Source organism: Pedococcus cremeus (assembly GCF_900111375.1).
In the GTDB taxonomy this organism is placed as follows: Bacteria; Actinomycetota; Actinomycetes; order Actinomycetales; family Dermatophilaceae; genus Pedococcus_A; species Pedococcus_A cremeus.
Genome location: NZ_FOHB01000003.1, coordinates 365,787 through 382,782, shown reverse-complemented (window position 1 = coordinate 382,782; position 16,996 = coordinate 365,787). Strand labels below are relative to the sequence as shown.

The 16,996-nt window shown below is 72.0% G+C and carries 17 protein-coding genes; 3 read left to right on the top strand and 14 right to left on the bottom strand.

Features of this window, described 5'->3' with window-relative positions; all coding sequences use genetic code 11:
- Window positions 1-229 precede the first annotated feature (229 nt).
- The 8 genes from BMW78_RS07835 to leuA all read right to left on the bottom strand — a co-directional run bounded on the left by BMW78_RS07835 (window position 230) and on the right by leuA (window position 7,426).
- A complete protein-coding gene (locus BMW78_RS07835; protein ID WP_091758012.1) occupies window positions 230-1,027 on the bottom strand; it encodes an IclR family transcriptional regulator in 798 nt (265 codons plus the stop codon).
- Complete coding sequence (locus BMW78_RS07830; RefSeq protein WP_091758011.1) at window positions 1,024-1,704, bottom strand: 3-oxoacid CoA-transferase subunit B; 681 nt, start codon at window positions 1,702-1,704, stop codon at window positions 1,024-1,026. Before BMW78_RS07830 ends, BMW78_RS07835 begins: the two co-directional genes overlap by 4 nt.
- A complete protein-coding gene (locus BMW78_RS07825) occupies window positions 1,701-2,393 on the bottom strand; it encodes a 3-oxoacid CoA-transferase subunit A (protein ID WP_091758010.1) in 693 nt (230 codons plus the stop codon). Before BMW78_RS07825 ends, BMW78_RS07830 begins: the two co-directional genes overlap by 4 nt.
- Window positions 2,390-2,794, bottom strand: coding sequence for a 4-carboxymuconolactone decarboxylase (gene pcaC, locus BMW78_RS07820; protein ID WP_091758009.1), 405 nt, complete (start codon window positions 2,792-2,794; stop codon window positions 2,390-2,392). The genes BMW78_RS07825 and pcaC overlap by 4 nt, the downstream gene beginning before the upstream one ends.
- The gene (locus BMW78_RS07815) at window positions 2,784-4,190 is read right to left on the bottom strand and encodes a lyase family protein (protein WP_091758008.1); all 1,407 of its coding nucleotides are present in this window, start codon (window positions 4,188-4,190) and stop codon (window positions 2,784-2,786) included. The genes pcaC and BMW78_RS07815 overlap by 11 nt, the downstream gene beginning before the upstream one ends.
- 5 nt (window positions 4,191-4,195) lie before the next feature.
- Window positions 4,196-4,774 (bottom strand): protocatechuate 3,4-dioxygenase subunit alpha, encoded by a 579-nt coding sequence (gene pcaG, locus BMW78_RS07810; protein WP_091758300.1) that lies wholly within the window; start codon window positions 4,772-4,774, stop codon window positions 4,196-4,198.
- Window positions 4,761-5,519 carry a protocatechuate 3,4-dioxygenase subunit beta gene (gene pcaH, locus BMW78_RS07805; protein WP_091758007.1) on the bottom strand — a complete coding sequence of 253 codons (759 nt, stop codon included), beginning with the start codon at window positions 5,517-5,519 and terminating at the stop codon, window positions 4,761-4,763. Before pcaH ends, pcaG begins: the two co-directional genes overlap by 14 nt.
- 167 nt (window positions 5,520-5,686) lie before the next feature.
- On the bottom strand, window positions 5,687-7,426 hold the full coding sequence (gene leuA / locus BMW78_RS07800; protein WP_091758006.1) for a 2-isopropylmalate synthase: 1,740 nt from the start codon (window positions 7,424-7,426) through the stop codon (window positions 5,687-5,689).
- Between the two features lie 249 nt (window positions 7,427-7,675).
- Between leuA and BMW78_RS07795 the strand changes: the two genes are divergently transcribed.
- Complete coding sequence (locus tag BMW78_RS07795) at window positions 7,676-8,311, top strand: GNAT family N-acetyltransferase (RefSeq protein ID WP_177180304.1); 636 nt, start codon at window positions 7,676-7,678, stop codon at window positions 8,309-8,311.
- Window positions 8,312-8,376: 65 nt separating this feature from the next.
- Here BMW78_RS07795 and BMW78_RS07790 read toward each other — a convergent pair whose 3' ends face one another.
- Together BMW78_RS07790 and BMW78_RS07785 are read right to left on the bottom strand one after the other, a co-directional pair.
- Complete coding sequence (locus BMW78_RS07790; RefSeq protein WP_091758004.1) at window positions 8,377-9,396, bottom strand: 1-aminocyclopropane-1-carboxylate deaminase; 1,020 nt, start codon at window positions 9,394-9,396, stop codon at window positions 8,377-8,379.
- Window positions 9,393-10,064 carry a GntR family transcriptional regulator gene (locus BMW78_RS07785; RefSeq protein WP_091758003.1) on the bottom strand — a complete coding sequence of 224 codons (672 nt, stop codon included), beginning with the start codon at window positions 10,062-10,064 and terminating at the stop codon, window positions 9,393-9,395. Before BMW78_RS07785 ends, BMW78_RS07790 begins: the two co-directional genes overlap by 4 nt.
- A gap of 83 nt (window positions 10,065-10,147) precedes the next feature.
- Here BMW78_RS07785 and BMW78_RS07780 point away from each other — a divergent pair, with 83 nt between their 5' ends.
- Complete coding sequence (locus tag BMW78_RS07780) at window positions 10,148-10,942, top strand: hypothetical protein (protein WP_091758002.1); 795 nt, start codon at window positions 10,148-10,150, stop codon at window positions 10,940-10,942.
- 19 nt (window positions 10,943-10,961) lie between these two features.
- Here BMW78_RS07780 and BMW78_RS07775 read toward each other — a convergent pair whose 3' ends face one another.
- Both BMW78_RS07775 and BMW78_RS07770 read right to left on the bottom strand, forming a co-directional pair.
- Window positions 10,962-12,287, bottom strand: coding sequence for an MFS transporter (locus BMW78_RS07775; protein WP_091758001.1), 1,326 nt, complete (start codon window positions 12,285-12,287; stop codon window positions 10,962-10,964).
- A complete protein-coding gene (locus tag BMW78_RS07770; protein WP_245735726.1) occupies window positions 12,271-12,882 on the bottom strand; it encodes a helix-turn-helix domain-containing protein in 612 nt (203 codons plus the stop codon). Before BMW78_RS07770 ends, BMW78_RS07775 begins: the two co-directional genes overlap by 17 nt.
- 100 nt (window positions 12,883-12,982) lie before the next feature.
- On the opposite strand from BMW78_RS07770, the gene BMW78_RS07765 reads away from it, so the two are divergent.
- The gene (locus tag BMW78_RS07765) at window positions 12,983-13,882 is read left to right on the top strand and encodes a GNAT family N-acetyltransferase (RefSeq protein WP_091757999.1); all 900 of its coding nucleotides are present in this window, start codon (window positions 12,983-12,985) and stop codon (window positions 13,880-13,882) included.
- A gap of 44 nt (window positions 13,883-13,926) precedes the next feature.
- On the opposite strand, the gene BMW78_RS07760 is transcribed toward BMW78_RS07765, so the two are convergent.
- Together BMW78_RS07760 and BMW78_RS07755 are read right to left on the bottom strand one after the other, a co-directional pair.
- Window positions 13,927-14,961 carry an aspartate-semialdehyde dehydrogenase gene (locus BMW78_RS07760; RefSeq protein ID WP_091757998.1) on the bottom strand — a complete coding sequence of 345 codons (1,035 nt, stop codon included), beginning with the start codon at window positions 14,959-14,961 and terminating at the stop codon, window positions 13,927-13,929.
- A 58-nt stretch (window positions 14,962-15,019) separates the two neighbouring features.
- Complete coding sequence (locus BMW78_RS07755; protein WP_425439044.1) at window positions 15,020-16,819, bottom strand: BCCT family transporter; 1,800 nt, start codon at window positions 16,817-16,819, stop codon at window positions 15,020-15,022.
- Between the last annotated feature and the right edge of the window lie 177 nt (window positions 16,820-16,996).

The window sequence follows — 16,996 nt, the reverse complement described above, 5'->3', positions numbered from 1 at the left end:
AGTTGGTGGGTGGATGTCAGGGCCAGCGCCTTCAGCGGCTTCGGCGAGTCGTCAGTTCAGCCGAACCGCCATGTTCGCTATGCGAACACTTGTTCCAAATTTCAACCTACGGTGACCCACCAGGGGTGTCAAGGGTCGGAGAAGGCGCGGTGCAGCCGGGAACGCCGGGGCGCCGCGGCATACCCGGGCACGCCTGACCAGCACGTATGCCGCGTGGCGAGGGAGGGTGTCAGCCCGCCAGGGCGAGGTCGGCGGAGATGCGCTCCGCCGCGGCGAGCGCCGCTGGGAGGACGTGCTCGACCTTGTGCGGGTCCTCCCCCGGCAGGCCGACGCGCATGGAGACGTTCATGGCGGCGACGACGCGGCCGTCGCGCCCGCGGATGGGCACGGCGACCGACCGCAGGCCGGCCTCGAGCTCCTGGTCGACGCTGGCCCAGCCCTGCTCGCGCACGGTGGCCAGCACCGCCTCGAGCTCGTCGCGCGCGGTGATGGTGCGCGGGGTGAGCGGGCGCAGCTCGACGCGGTCGAGGTAGGCGCGCAGCTCCTCGGGGGGCAGGTTGGCCAGCAGCACGCGGCCCATCGACGTCGCGTAGGCCGGGAAGCGGGTGCCGACGTTGATGCCGACGGTCATGATCCGCCGCGTGTGCACCCGGGCGACGTAGACGACGTCGTCACCGTCGAGCACCGAGGCGGAGGTCGACTCCCCCACCTCCTGGGACAGCTGCTTGAGGTGGGGCTCGGCGACCTCCGGCAGCCGCATCCCCGACAGGTAGGCGTAGCCGAGCTGCAGCACCCGTGGAGTGAGCGCGAACTCGCGGCCGTCGGTGCGCATGTAGCCCAGCGTCACCAGCGTGAAGAGGAACCGCCGGGCGGTCGCCCGCGAGAGCCCAGCCCGGCGGGCGACCTCGGAGAGGGTCAGCTGCGGGTGGTGCTCGTCGAAGGCACGGATCACCGCGAAGCCACGGGCGAGGGACTGGACGAACTCCCCGCTGGGCGACGGGGTCGTCCCCTCGGTCTCGGCGCTCATGCCCGGCCCGTAGCGTCGACCAGCTCGACGCCCGGAAGGCCGGCCTGCAGGTCGGCGACGTTCGTGCCGAAGGTCTGCCGGACCCGGACCTGTCCGTCGCCGAGGAGGAACACGGCCCGTTCGGTGTAGACCCGGCTCACGCAGGCGAGTCCGGTGAGGGGGTAGGTGCACGACGGGACCAGCTTGGGCTCCCCCGACCGGGTGAACAGGTCCATCATCACGAACGTCTGCTTGGCGCCGAGCGCGAGGTCCATGGCCCCGCCCACGGCCGGGATGTCGTCGGGGCGGCCGGTGTGCCAGTTGGCCAGGTCGCCGCCGGCGGAGACCTGGTAGGCGCCCAGGACGCAGATGTCGAGGTGGCCTCCGCGCATCATCGCGAACGAGTCGGCGTGGTGGAAGTAGGCGGCGCCGGGGAGCTCGGTGACCGGGATCTTGCCGGCGTTGATGAGGTCGTGGTCGACCTCGTCGCCGTGGGCCTCCGGCCCCATGCCGAGCATGCCGTTCTCGGTGTGCAGCACCACGCCTGAGTCCGGCTCGAGGTGGTTCGCCACCTTGGTCGGCAGGCCGATGCCGAGGTTCACGTAGGAGCCCGACGGGATGTCCCGGGCAACGACCCGGGCGACCTCGTCGCGGGTGAGGGGCCCCGCCGCGGACAGCGTCGCTGCTTCGTCCGTCACTGACCGTCCTCCTCGGGTGCGGGCTGGGCGGAGGGCAGCTCGACGACGGTGTCGACGAAGATGCCCGGTGTCACCACGACCTCGGGGTCGATCCCACCGGTCGGCACCACCTGGGCCACCTGCACGATGGTGTGCCGCGCCGCGGTGGCCATGACAGGGCCGAAGTTGCGGGCGGTCTTGCGGTAGGTGAGGTTGCCCATGCCGTCGGCGCGGTGAGCCTTCACGAGGGCGAAGTCCGCGGTGAGCGGCAGCTCGAACACGTAGTGGCGACCGCCGATCTCGCGGGTCTCCCTGCCCTCGGCGAGCAGGGTGCCGTAGCCCGTGGGGGTGAAGAACCCGCCGAGGCCCGCCCCGCCGGCACGGATCCGCTCCGCGAGGTTGCCCTGCGGCACGAGCTCGAGCTCGATCTCGCCGGCGCGGTACTTCGCGTCGAAGTGGTGGGAGTCGCTCTGCCGCGGGAAGGAGCAGATGATCTTGCGGACCCGCCCTGCCCCGATCAGGGCGGCGAGGCCGACGTCACCGTTGCCGGCGTTGTTGTTGACGACGGTGAGGTCGCGCGCCCCGGAGCGCACGAGGGCCTCGATCAGCTCGACGGGCTGGCCCGCCGTGCCGAAGCCACCGATCATCACGGAAACGCCGTCCCCGATGCCGGCGACAGCCTCGTCGGGGTCGGCCACGAACTGGGTCACGACTCGTTCTCTCCCTCTGGTTCCTCGAGCACGCGTTGCGCGACGGAGAAGGCGTGGTTGGCGGCGGGCACGCCGCAGTAGATGGCGGACTGCAGCAGCACCTCGGCGATCTCGGCATCGCTGAGCCCGTTGCGGCGGGCAGCCCGCAGGTGCATCTCCAGCTCGCCCCAGTGGCCGTGGGCGATGAGGGCCGTCAGGGTGATCGCGCTGCGCATCCGGCGGTCGAGCCCGGGCCGGGTCCAGATCTCCCCCCACGCGTAGCGGGTGATGAGGTCCTGGAAGTCGGCGGTCAGCGGCGAGGTCCGCGACGCGGCGCGGTCGACGTGCTCGTCGGAGAGCACCTCGCGCCGAACGGCCATGCCCTCGGCGTGGGCCTCCGCCGCGGTCCGGTCAGCCGTCATGGGCCTCACCGCCTCCTTCTGCCGCCGCGCCCCGCGCTGCTGCGGCGTCCACTCGTGCGGCGCGCTCCACCGCCCGGTCGACCAGGGCGTCGGCGACGCCGACGTAGCGGCGCGGGTCGAGCATGGCGTCCAGCTCGTCGTCCGACACGGCCTCGACCGGTATGCCGTCGCGCAGCACCGCGCGCGGGTCCCCCGCCGCGCCGGCCCTGGTCAGCAGGTCCTGCACCTGAGCCGCAGCCGCGCCCCCGCCGAGGCGGTCCGGCAGCTCGGCCTGCAGCCGCTCGGCCAGCAGCAGCGGACCGGCGTGGGCGAGGTTGGCGGCCATGGCGTCAGGGTGCACCTCGAGGCCGTCGAGGAGCTCAGCAGCCAGCGCGGCCGCGCCGGCGGCGAGCTGGAGCAGGCGGCGCAGCACCGGCCACTCGGCGTGCCAGGCGCCGTCGGGCCGTTCGTCGACCGCGAGCGCGGCGCTGGTGTGCAGCGAGGCGGCCAGGTGCGGGGCCTGAAGCGCTGTGGAGCGGATGAGCACGCAGAGCACGGGGTTGCGCTTTTGCGGCATGGTCGAGGAGCCGCCGCGCCCCTCGGCCACGGGCTCGGCGAGCTCGCCGACCTCCGGCCGGGAGAGCAGCACGACGTCGGAGGCGATCTTGCCGAGGGCGTCCGTCACGGTGGTCAGCGCGTCGCCGAGCCCCGTGACCGGACCCCGCCGGGTGTGCCACGCGCTGCCCGGCCAGCGCAGGCCCAGCCGGGTGGCGAAGGCGGCGGCGAGGTCGTCGGCCCGGCCCTGCGTCACCAGGTCGGCCAGCGCGAGCGTGCCGGCGGCTCCCCCGCACTGCACCGGCAGCGCGGCGCGTGTCGTAGCCACCCCCTCACGGGCGTCGAGCACGCCCTGCAACCAACCGGCGGTCTTGGCGCCGAAGGTCGTGGGCAGCGCGTGCTGGGCGAGGGTGCGGGCCACCATCGGCGTGCCGCGGTGGCTCCCCGCGAGCCTGACCAGCGCGGCCGAGGCCGTCGCCAGGTCGTCCTGCAGCCGGTCGAGGGCCCGCGCCGCGACGAGCAGGAGCGCGGAGTCGAGCACGTCCTGGCTCGTCAGCCCCCGGTGCACCCAGGCGGCCGCGTCGGGGTCGTCATCGCGCACAGCGCTCTTGAGGGCCCGCACGAGCGGGATGACGGGGTTGCCGCCCGCCTCACCGGCCTCAGCCACCTGTGCCGCGTCGAGGTCGAGGCGGGCCACCGCCTTCTCGACCACATCGGGGAGCGTCTCGGGCGCGGGCCCGACGGCGGCCAGGGACCGCGCCCAGGCGACCTCCACGTCGAGCAGCGCGGCGAGCACGGCCTCGTCGTCGGTGAGCGAGGGCACCCGCACCGTGGCGGGGTCCAGCAGCCCGTGGTCGGCCACCGCTGTCACCGGCCGTGTCGGGGGAAGGCGAGGAAGACGGTCTCGCCCTCACCCTGCAGGCGGACGTCGAAGCGCAGCGATCCGTCGTCCTCCCGGCTCGCGACGAGGGTCCCGCGGCGCTCGGGCTCCAGCCCGGACAACAGGCGGTCACCCTCGAGCCGCTCCTCCCCGGGCAGGTAGGCCCGGGTGAACAGCCGGTTGAGCAGGCCCCGCGCGAAGACGGTGACGGCGAAGAACGGCGCGGAGCCCTCGTCGGTGGCGCCGGGCTCGACGGTCGTGAACGAGTACCGGCCACCGGGGTCGACGGCGCACCGGCCCCAGCCCGTGAAGACGGTGCCGTCGCGGCGGAGCGACCCCTCGACCGCCGGCACGTTCCCGGAGGGGTCGGCCTGCCGGATCTCGAGCATCGCGTCGGGCACGGGGACCCCGGCGCCGTCGAGGACCGTGCCATGCAGCCGCACCGCCCCGGGTGTTCCCGGGGGCACGAGCTCGTGGCCGCGTTCGTACGGAAGGGCGAAGCCGTAGAAGGGGCCGATCGTCTGGCCCGCCGTGGGCACCAGCTGCTGGGGGTCAGGCGTGCTCATCACCGGCTCCATCACTGGGCTCCATCCAGGTCGCGTGCGTCCCGGTCAGCACGATGTCCCACCGGAGGCCGAGCAGCCACTCGTGCTCGGAGACCTCGTGGTCGTAGCGGGCGACCAGGCGGTCGCGGGCGCTCTGCTGGGTCACCGCCTGCAGGATGGGGTCGAGGGGGAAGAGCGGGTCGCCCGGGAAGTACATCTGGGTGACCATCCGCTGGGTGAACTCGCTGCCGAAGAGCGAGAAGTGGATGTGCGCGGGCCGCCACGCGTTCTCGTGGTTGCGCCACGGGTAGGGGCCCGGCTTGATGGTCGTGAAGCTGTAGCTGCCGTCGTCGCCGGTCAGGCAGCGCCCGACCCCCGTGAAGTGGGGGTCCAGCGGCGCGTGGTGCTGGTCGCGCTTGTGGATGTACCGGCCGGCGGCGTTGGCCTGCCACACCTCGACGAGCTGCCCACGCACCGGGCGGCCGTCGCCGTCGAGCACGCGGCCCACGACGCGGATGCGCTCGCCGATCGGCTCCCCGCCCGGCTGCAGGGTGAGGTCGGCCTCGAGCGGGTCGACGTCGCTGTGCCCGAACACCGGGGCGACGAGCTCGACCCCCTCGGGGTCGGCGTGGTGCAGGTCCTTGGTGGGGTGGCGCAGCACCGAGCTGCGGTAGGGCGCGAAGTCCAGCCGCGGCTGAGTCTCCTCGACGTCGCTGTCGCGGTGGATCCCATCGATCTCGCCGCTGATCGCGGCCTGGGTGTCCATGACCCGAACCCTACAACCGCTGTTCGCATTCTGGCCAGACGTTCGAGATGCGAACATTGTTGTGCGGTCACCCCACTCAGGCACATGACCAAGGCGGGGTGTGCCGGGTGGCGAGCACCCGGCATACCCCGCCCGTCGTCATGGTGTGGACGCGGCCGTCCTGGCGGTCAGGCGGCGTCGCGCTCCGCGCGGTTCACCGCGGACAGGATCGCCGTGAGCGAGGCCTTGACGATGGAGCTGTGCAGGCCGACGCCCCACAGCACCCGGTCGCCGACCGCGCACTCGACGTAGGCGGCGGCGCGCGCGTCGCCACCGGCCGACAGAGCGTGCTCGGCGTAGTCGAGGACCCGCACGTCGATGCCCAGGGTGGACAGGGCGTCGATGAAGGCTGCGATGGGGCCGTTGCCCGAGCCCTCGACCGTCACCTCGGCGCCGTGGTCGAGCATGGTGGCGGTGATGCGGTCCTGGCCGTTCTCGCCGCTGACCAGGGTGTGCGACACCGGCGTGAAGCGTCCCCAGTCGTTGGTCTCGCCGTCCTTGGCCGGCAGGTACTCGTCCTTGAAGACGTCCCACAGCTCACGCGGCGTGACCTCGCCGCCCTCGGTGTCGGTCTTGGCCTGGACGACGCCGCTGAACTCGATCTGGAGGCGGCGCGGGAGGTCGAGCTGGTGCTCGCTCTTGAGGATGTAGGCGACGCCGCCCTTGCCGGACTGGCTGTTGACGCGCACGACCGCCTCGTAGGACCGCCCGACGTCGTGCGGGTCGATGGGCAGGTACGGCACGCCCCAGACCAGCTCGTCGATGGACTTGCCGGTCTGCTTGGCCTCCCGCTCCATCGCCTCGAAGCCCTTCTTGATCGCGTCCTGGTGCGACCCGGAGAACGCGGTGAAGACAAGATCGCCGCCCCACGGGTGGCGCTCCCCCACCGGCAGCTGGTTGCAGTGCTCGACGGTGCGACGGATCTCGTCGAGGTCGGAGAAGTCGATCTCGGGGTCGATGCCCTGGCTGAACAGGTTCATGCCCAGGGTCACCAGGTCGACGTTCCCGGTGCGCTCACCGTTGCCGAACAGGCAGCCCTCGATGCGGTCCGCGCCGGCCAGGTAGCCCAGCTCGGCGGCGGCGACACCGGTGCCGCGGTCGTTGTGCGGGTGCAGGCTGACGACGACGGACTCGCGCCGGTCGAGGTGGCGGATCATCCACTCGATGGAGTCGGCGTAGACGTTCGGCGTCGCCATCTCCACCGTGGCGGGCAGGTTGACGATCATCTTGTGGTCCGGCGTCGGGTCGATGACGTCGATGACCTCGTTGCAGATCCGCACCGCGAAGTCGAGCTCGGTCCCGGTGTAGGACTCCGGGCTGTACTCGTAGTAGACCTTCGTGTCGGGGATGGTCTCCTCGAGCTTGCGGCACAGCCGCGCGCCCTGCAGCGCGATGTCGATGATGCCGTCCTGGTCCATGCCGAAGACCACCCGCCGCTGCAGCACCGACGTCGAGTTGTAGAAGTGCACGATCGCCTGCTTGCTGCCGCGGATCGCGTCGAAGGTGCGCTCGACGAGGTGGTCGCGGCACTGCGTCAGCACCTGGATCGTGACGTCGTCGGGGATGTGGTGGCCCTCGATGAGCTCACGGACGAAGTCGTAGTCGGTCTGGCTCGCGCTGGGGAAGCCGACCTCGATCTCCTTGTAGCCCATGCGGACCAGCAGGTCGAACATGCGCTTCTTGCGGTCGGGGCTCATCGGGTCGATGAGGGCCTGGTTGCCGTCACGCAGGTCGACCGCGCACCAGCGCGGCGCCTTGCTGATGACCTTGGTCGGCCAGGTGCGGTCGGGCAGGTCGACCGTGATCTGGTCCTGGAACGGGACGTACTTCGCTACCGGCATCCCGGACGGCTGCTGGGGGTGGATCATTCGTCTTCGCCTCTGTGGTCGCTCTCGGTGTTGCTCAGCCTGGGCAACGCGGACTCCGCGACGAGGGGCGGCTGATCGGTCAGGCCCCGCCGCGGCGGCGAAGGAGGAGGCGCTCGAAACGCACGCAGTGAGGGTATGCCGCGATGGTGGCACCCGTCCACCGCACCCCTTCGTCGGCCCACCATCCGGACGCCTCCTGGGAGCGGGAACGGCGGCGCAGCGCGGGCTGCGCGGCATACCTTTCTCCGCATGACGCCACACTGGCCGTTGCACGGCTTGTCGTTGTGCACCCCCGAGCTCGAGCTGCGGCCCGTCACCGAGGCCGACCTCCCGGGCCTGGCCGTCCAGCTGTCCGTCGACCTGGAGGTGGACCCGACCGCCACGAGGTACGACGGCCTCTCGGACGCCGACAACCGCGCCCTCGCGCTGCACCAGGGCTACTGGCGCAGCGTCGGCACCTGGCGACCCGAGTCGTGGGCGCTGCCCTTCGCCGTCCGGCACGGCGACGACGTGGTCGGCAGCCAGACCCTGGAGGGTGAGGACTTCCCGCGGCTGCGCACCGTGGACTCCGCGTCGTGGCTGGCGCCGGAGGCCCGCGGCAGGGGCTGGGGGGTGCAGGCGAGGGCGGCCATCCTGGCCCTGGCGTTCGGGCCGCTCGGCGCCACCGCCGCCGTCACCTCCGCCTGGCACGACAACGGTGCGTCGCTCGGAGTCTCCCGGTCGCTGGGCTACCAGCCCAACGGCGTGACCACGCACTGGCGCGGCGACCGGCCCGACGAGATGGTGCACCTGCGCCTCACCCGCGAGCAGTGGCGCGACTCGCCGTGGCGCGACCGGGTCGAGGTGCGCGGGTTCGAGCCCTGCCGACCCTTCTTCGGCCTGTAGCCCCTGCTCCCGTCCCCAGCGGTGCCGTCCCGCCAGCCGCGGTGAGTCGCGGTACGCAGCAGACCTCAGTCGAAGATGCCGCTGTAGGCGTTCAGCGCCGGCTGGCCGCCGAGGTGGGCGTAGAGCACGGTTGAGTCCTTGCCGATCTCGCCGGTGGTGACGAGGTCGACGAGGCCGGCCATCGACTTCCCCTCGTAGACGGGGTCGATGATCATGCCCTCGAGCCGGCCGCTGAGCCGGATCGCCTCCACGGTCGACTCGACCGGGATGCCGTAGAGGTCGCCGGCCCAGCCCTCGAGCACCGTGATCTCGTCGTCGCGCAGGTCGCGTCCGAGGCCGATGAGGTCGGCCGTGCGGCGGGCGATCCTGCCCACCTGGTCGCGGGTCTTGTCGATGGTCGCCGAGGCGTCGATGCCGAGCACCCGGCGAGGCCTGCCGCCGGCCTCCTCGAGCGCGGCGAACCCGGCGACCATGCCGGCGTGCGTCGAGCCGGTCACCGTGCAGACGACGATGGTGTCGAAGAAGACGCCGAGCTGCTTCTCCTGCTCGGCGACCTCGTAGGCCCAGTTGGCGAAGCCGAGGCCGCCGAGTCGGTGCTCGGACGCGCCGGCCGGGATGCCGTACGGCTTGCCGCCGGCCTCCTCGACCTCCTTCATCGCCTGCTCCCACGAGGACCGGATGCCGATGTCGAAGCCGGCCGGGTCGAGTCGCACGTCGGCGCCCATGATCCGCGACAGCAGGATGTTGCCCACCTTGTCGTTGACCGGGTCGTCCCAGTCGACCCACTTCTCCTGCACCAGACGGCACCTCAGGCCGAGCTTGGCCGCGACGGCGGCGACCTGGCGGGTGTGGTTGGACTGGAAGCCGCCGATCGAGACCAGCGTGTCGGCGCCCTGCGCGAGGGCGTCGGGGACGATGTACTCGAGCTTGCGGGTCTTGTTGCCCCCGAAGGCGAGACCGCTGTTGCAGTCCTCGCGCTTGGCCCACACCTGGGCCCCACCGAGGTGCTTGGTGAGCCGCTCGAGCGGGTGGACGGGGCTGGGCCCGAAGGTCAGCGGGTAACGGTCGAAGTCGGTGATGCTCACAGCTGGTCTCCGGTTGCCTGGTCGAGGAGGGGGGTCAGGGTCTGCCACGTGCGCGTGCTGGTGGCAGCGGCCGCGTCGGCGTCACGGGCCGCACAGGCGTCGATGAGCTGGTCGTGCAGCGCCACCGACTCCCGCCCTCGTAACGACGAGAACCGGAGCCGTTCGACGCGACGCAGCACCGGGGTGTACTCCTCCAGGACCGCGCGCACCGCCTCGTTGGCGGCGGCCTTGACGGGTATGCCGTGGAGCTCGTCGTCGGCTGCCAGCGCGGCCTCCGCGTCGCCGCGCCGCAGCGCCCGGGCGAACGCCTTGTTGGCCACGCGCATGCGGCGCACGTCGTCGTCGGTGAGCTGGGAGACGGCGGCCCGGACGGCCACCTCGTGGAGGGCGGCGACCACGGCCTGGGCGTCGCGGACGGCGCGGGCGTCGAGGCTCGCCACGGTGGTGGAGCGACCGGGTGTGGCGGTGACGAGCCCCGCCTGCTGGAGCCGCAGCAGCGCCTCGCGCACGGGGGTGCGGCTGACGCCGAGCCACGTGGCGAGCTCTCCGTCGCGCAGCTGCTCCCCCGGAGTCAGCGTGCCGTCGACGATGGCCTCACGCAGGCGGCGGTAGACGTCGTCACGGAGCAGCCCGCGTGCGAGCGGGACCTGTCCGGCAGGAAGGGGCATGCGATATATTGCATATCAACGTGCGGAGATGGTCAAGTCTGGCCGCCGCCCGCCTGGAGCAGGGCGCCGGTAGGTTGCCGGGCATGATGATCCGTCCGGAGACCCTTGCGGCCATCAAGGCCGGCGAGGTCGACCTGGCCTTCCGCCGCTGGGACCGTCCGCGGGTGCTCGTGGGGACACGGCTGCGGACCCGCGTGGGCCTCCTCGAGGTCACCAGCGTGGACCAGGTCGCCGCCTCACGCATCACCGCGACCGAGGCCCGCAGAGCGGGATCGCCGTCGCTGACGGACCTGCGGGGCATGCTCGAGGCCAAGGCGGACCGGCCCGTGTGGCGCGTCGGTCTGCGCTATGTCGGTGCCGACCCACGGGAGGCGCTCCGGGCGGCCGTGCCGGACGGCGACGAGGTCGCGGCGATCCGGCGGCGCCTGGACCGGCTCGACGCAGCCTCGCCCAGGGGGCCGTGGACCAGAGCCACCTTGGCCGTGATCGACCGCTCCCCCACGGTCCGCGCCCCCGAGCTGGCTGCCGAGCTCGGCCGCGACACCCCGTCGTTCAAGCGTGACGTGCGCAAGCTCAAGGAGCTCGGCCTCACCGAGTCGCTCGACATCGGCTACCGGTTGTCCCCCCGCGGGGCAGCAGTGGTCGATGCCGAGGCGGGCGCGCCCAGGACCGACCGGCAGTCGGCCCCCGAGGGCACACCGCTGCCGAGGATCGGTGCTCCGGCGACCCGCGCCCTCCGCGCCGAGGGCATCTGGACCCTCGAGCAGGTGCGGGACCTGCGTGTGGACCAGCTCACGGTGCTGCACGGGGTGGGGCCGGTCGCGGTCCGACTGCTGCGAGACGCGTTGGCGGACCAGGGGTGGTCCTTCGCAGGTTGAGGGATGGAGCTGCGGCGACCTAGGAGCCGTGGGCGGGTAGAAGATCGCCGCGCACCGAGTCGGCGACACCGTCGAGCTCCTCGATGGTGCGGGTGCGCCCGATCGGCGACCCGACCAGCCAGAGGACCGCGAGGGTCCCACCGGCGGCCCCCACCCAGAGGGTCGGGGCGATGCCGATCCAGTCCCCCAGGAACCCACCCAGCACCGCACCGAGCGGCCGTACCCCGTAGTTGACGCTCGAGAACGCGCCGGCCACCCGGCTGCGCACCTGGTCAGGGATGACGGCCGTCTGCAGGGCGTTGAGCGGGACGTCGAGCCACATCACGCCCAGCCCGCTGACGAACTCGACCAGCCCGAGCACGCCCGCCCGCACCCAGAGGGGACCGTCGCCGAGCGGGAGCAGGGCCACCGGGGCGGAGAAGAGCACGCCGCCGAGCATGATCGTGCGGCCCACCCCGACCACCCTCGTCACCCGCCGCGCGAGCACGGCGCCCAGCAGGCCGCCGCTCGCACCGATGCCGAGCGCCAGACCGATGACGCCGGCCGACAGGCCGAGGTGACGGCTGGCGTAGAGCACGAGCACGGCGGCCACGACGAAGCTGAAGAAGTTCACCGTCGTGGCGAAGCCGAGCGACACCCGCAGGTACGGGTGGCGCAGGACGAGCGCCATGCCCTCACGCGCCCGCCGCAGCAGTGGTGGGGCGCCGTCGCGGTCCACCGGGGGGTCCTGCACCCGCACCCCACCGATGAGCACGGCCGAGACCGCGAAGGTCACGGCGTCGACGAGCATGGCCACCGGTGCGGTGAGCAGCTGGATGAGGCCGCCCGCGGCAGCCGGCCCGGCGACGAAGGAGAACGACCGGGTGGTGCTGAGCAGGCTGTTCGCCTCGACGTACTGGTCACGTCGCACCAGCGCGACGAAGAAGCTCGGGTATGCCGTCTGGTACAGCACCTGCCCGAGGCCGGCGAGCAGCGCGACCGCGAACAGCTGGCCGATGGTCACGACGCCCAGCCAGTGCGCCAGCGGGAGCGAGAGCAGCACGCCGCACCGCAGCAGGTCCGCCGCCACCAGCAGCCGTCGCTTGCGTTCGTGATGGTCGACCCAGGTGCCGACGATGAGCGAGAGCAGGTTCGGGGCCCACACGGCGGCGGTCAGCAGCCCGACGGTCGGCGCGCTCGCGTGCAGAGTGGTGACGGCGATGAGCGGCAGGGCGAGGTCGGTGATGCGGTCGCCGAACTGCGAGATCCCCTGCCCGACCCAGTACCGGCCGAACCGCCGGTCGCGCCACAGCGGCCCGGCTCCGGCTCCGGCTCCCCCGCCGGCGTCCTCAGGACCGGTCGTCACGGTCCGCCTCCGGCCGCGGAGCGTCCGGCAGGACGTAGCGCATCATGCGCACCCGGCGGGTGCCGGGCGGGCGCTGCGCCGAGCCCTTGCGCAGGACGTACGGCGCGAGCAGGCGCTCGATCGCCGCCTCGACCTCGGCGAGCTCGTCGGCGGTCACCTCGACCGTCGTGTTGGACAAGCCGGCCAAGCGGCGCCACTCGACCTCGAGCAGCGGCTCGACGTCGCGCGCCCAGCGCTCCGGCAGGTCGGCCGCCTGCTCCATCATCGTCCGGCCCAGCAGGCTCGCGGCGTCGAGGCTGGCCTCCTCCGTCGCGGTGAAGCGGAAGCCGGTGCCCACCGCCTCCCACCAGCGCTGCCGACCGTCGGACTCGACGTCCGCGTCGCGCACCAGCCCGTGCTCGGCGAGGTGCCTCAGGTGCCAGCTCGTCACCGACGGCGTCGCCCCGACGAGGGGGGCCAGGGCGGTGGCGGTGCTCGGGCCATCGCTCTGCAGCCGACTGAGGATCGCGAGCCGCACGGGGTGCGCCAGCGCGCGCATGCCACGGGGGTCGAGCTCGACGTCGCCGTACGGGTTGGCCATCGGACGCGCCTCCACGATCTGAGAGAACCCTTTCGAGAGGACTCTCTCACACTCCACCCACGACGTCACGCAAATTCTGGTGCGGGCGCTCCCCCACACCCGGCACGATGCGCCCATGGCTCTTCCCGACGGCTTCACGGCCCGCCCCCACCAGCCGTCCGACGCCCGTGCGGTCTTCGAGGTCGTCCACGCGGCCGAGACGCATGACATCGGCGAGGCGGCCATCGAGCTCGAGGACATCCAGGGCGACTGGGCCCGGGCCAGCTTCGACCTCGCGACCCAGAGCATCGGCGTGTGGGACGGCGACCGCCTCGCCGCTTTCGGCGAGGTGTTCAAGGGCCGTCGGGCCGAGGGGACGGTCCACCCGGACTACCGTGGCCGCGGGATCGGCACCTTCGTCGCCAACTGGCTCGAGGAGTGCGCCCGTGCGGGCGGCTCCCGGCTCGTGGGGCAGACGGTCCCGGGCGGCAGCAGTGCCGAGGCGTTCGTCCGCGGCCGGGGGTACCGCGAGGGCTGGACCTCCTGGGTGCTCCAGGTGCCGGCCGACAGCGCCATCGAGCCCCAGCCGCTCCCCGCTGGGTACGCCCTGCGTGACTTCGTGGCCGGCGACCGGGACGGCCGCACCGCGTTCCAGCTCATCGAGGACGCCTTCAACGAGTGGCCCGATCGGGACCCATCGACCTATGAGGACTGGGCGCCCCGCGGGCCGCTCCGGCCCGGCTTCGAGCCGTGGCAGATCCGCTTCGTCACGGACCCGGAGGGCACCGAGGTCGGGGTCTGCTACACCATCGTGGCCGGGGCCACCGGCTTCGTCGACGCGATCGCGGTCCGGCGCGACCAGCGTGGTCTCGGCCTCGCCCGCGCCCTGCTCACCGACGCCTTCGAGCGTGCCCGGGGGCACGGCGCGACGGTCAGCGAGCTGTCGACGGACTCACGCACCGGCGCCCTCGGCCTCTACGAGCACGTGGGCATGCACGTCACGCAGACTTGGCGGCACTGGATGACCGACCTGTAGAGCGCCGGGGCTCCGTCAGCGCCGGCTCGGCCGGCTGGCTCCGCTCAGCGGCGCTTGAGCAGCTCCTCGGCGATCTGCACCGCGTTCAGGGCCGCGCCCTTGCGCAGGTTGTCGCCCACGACGAACAGGTTGAGACCCCTGCCCTCCGGCGCAGCCTGGTCCGCGCGCACGCGGCCGACGAACACCTCGTCGCGACCGGCGGCGTCGAGCGGGTTCGGCACGTCGGTGACGACGACGCCGGGCGCGCGACCGAGCAGCTCGAGCGCCTCGGCAGGGCTGAGGTCCTCGGCGAACTCGGCGTGCATGGCGAGGCTGTGGCCGGTGAAGACGGGCACCCGGACGCACGTGCCGGAGACCCGGAGCTCGGGGATGTGCAGGATCTTGCGCGACTCGTTGCGGAGCTTCTGCTCCTCGTCGGTCTCGAGCGAGCCGTCGTCCACGATCGACCCGGCGAGGGGCACGACGTTGAAGGCGACGGGCACGGCATACAGGTTGGGGTCGGGGACCTTCACCGCGCGCCCGTCGAGGGCGAGACCGGTCGGGTCCCCGGCGGCGTACCCGCCACGGAGCTGGGTGTCGAGCTCCTGCACTCCCTTGCCGCCGGAGCCGGAGACGGCCTGGTAGCTCGACACGTGGAGCCGGACAAGCCCGGCGCGGTCGTGCAGCGGCTTGAGCACCGGCATGGCGGCCATGGTGGTGCAGTTGGGGTTCGCGACGATGCCCTTGGGGATGGTGTCGAGGTCGTCGGCGTTGACCTCGCTCACGACGAGGGGCACCTCGGGGTCCTTGCGCCACGCCGAGGAGTTGTCGACGACGACGGCACCGGCAGCCGCCACCTCGGGGGCGAGCACCTTCGAGGCCGCACCGCCGTTGGAGAAGAGGGCGATGTCGATGCCGGTGAAGTCCGCCGTGGCGGAGTCCTCGACGACGACCTCGCCACCGGCCCACGGCAGCGTGGTGCCGGCGGACCGGGCGGACGCGAAGAAACGGATCTCGTCGACCGGGAAGCCGCGCTCCGCCAAGAGGGCGCGCATGACCGAGCCGACCTGTCCTGTGGCCCCGAATACTCCAACTCGCATGGGGTCAAGGATAGGTCGGCTCGGTCGCAGCGCTGACGAGCGCCCACCATGTGGCGCGTCAGGCGGTGGCGTTCTCCCGGCGGGCGGCGGCGTCCGCCTCGGCGGCGGTCGCGGGAGCGACCTCCTCGGCCGGGGCCTCCTCGACGACGAGCGCGAAGTCGTCGCCGTGCTCGGTCACGCCGGTCACGACCGCCTGCTCGATGGCCGCGACGGCGATCTCGCGCCGCACGATGAGCGGGTCGGCGTTCAGGTCCTTCACCAGCGAGATGGCCAGGCCGACCATCACGATGAGGAAGGGCAGCGCCGCCACGATGGTGATGTTCTGCAGGCCGGAGAGCGCGTCCTCGCCACCGACGAGCAGCATGACCGCGGCCACGGCACCGGTCGCGGCGCCCCAGAAGATCACCGTCTTGCGGCTCGGCGCGAGGGTGCCGCGCTCGGAGAGCGTGCCCATGACGATCGAGGCGGCGTCAGCGCCCGAGACGAAGAAGATCGCGACGAGCACCATCACCAGGATCGACGTGACGGTGGCCCACGGCATGTTCGAGAGCATCGCGAACAGCGAGCCCTCGGAGGTGGCCTGGCCGGCCAGGTCGGTGCCCTTGCGCTGCATGTCGATGCCGGCGCCACCGAAGATCGCGAACCACACCAGGCTCACCACGCTCGGCACGAGCAGCACGCCGGTGACGAACTGGCGGATGGTGCGGCCACGTGAGATGCGGGCGATGAACATGCCGACGAACGGCGTCCACGAGACCCACCAGGCCCAGTAGAAGATGGTCCAGCCGGCCAGCCACTCCTTCATCGCGCTGCCGCCGGCGGCGTCGGTGCGGGCCGACATCATCGCGAGGTCCTGGAAGTAGCTGCCCACGGCGGTCGGCACCAGGTTGAGGATCAGCACGGTCGGGCCGACGACGAACACGAACACGGCCAGCGCGACGGCCAGCACCATGTTGATGTTCGACAGGTACTGGATGCCCTTGGAGACACCCGAGACGGCCGAGAGGATGAAGCAGACCGTCAGGATGGTGATGATGCCGACGAGGACGCCGTTGCCGGCCTTGCCCAGACCGGTGACGATCTCCAGGCCGGAGCCGATCTGCAGCGCGCCGAGGCCGAGGCTGGCGGCGGAGCCGAACAGGGTCGCGAAGATCGCGAGGATGTCGATGACCTTGCCGGCCGGGCCCGCGGCGCGCTTCTCACCGAACAGCGGCGCGAACGCCGCGCTGATGAGCAGCGAACGGCCCTTGCGGTAGACGCCGTACGCGACCGCGAGGCCGACCACGGCGTAGATCGCCCACGGGTGCAGGGTCCAGTGGAACAGGGTGGTCGCCATGGCGTGCTGCAGCGCCTCGGGGTTGCCTGCCGCACCGGTGCCGGGCGGCGGCTTCACGAAGTGCGACAGCGGCTCGGACACGCCGTAGAACATCAGGCCGATGCCCATGCCGGCGGAGAACATCATCGCGATCCACGAGGCCGTCTTGAACTCCGGCTCCTCGTCGTTGCGACCGAGCGGGATGCGGCCGAACTTGCCGGCGGCGAGCCAGATCACGAACAGCACGAAGCCGCTCGCCACGAGCGAGAACATCCAGCCCATGTTGTGCACGACCCAGCCGAGGCTGGAGCTGGAGGCCGCGCTGAGGGTCGAGGTGCTCAGGAAGCCCCACAGCACGAAGCCGATGGCGATCGCGGCGGTGATGCCGAACACGATCTTGTCGAGCTTCTGCGGCTCGTCGGCCGGGTGCTCCTCGAGCTCGAGGTCGAGCGCCGGGTGCGGAACCTCCTCGGCGGCCACGTCGTTCTCGTCAGTGAGGTCGGTGGGACCCGTGGGTCCTGTCTTCGTCAGGTGTGTCGTCACGCAGTAATCGGCGCCCCGTCTCCACGGGGCGCCTCTCCTTCGTCTTCTCGTCGGTTACGTGTCAGGTCAGGTCAAGTCGACGAGAAACTGTGCCAGCGAGAACCCTTGACAGCAAATCGAATTCGTGTTGAGGATCGCTCAGCAGTCGCGAAAGAGGTTGCTGCGCAACGGCTTCGA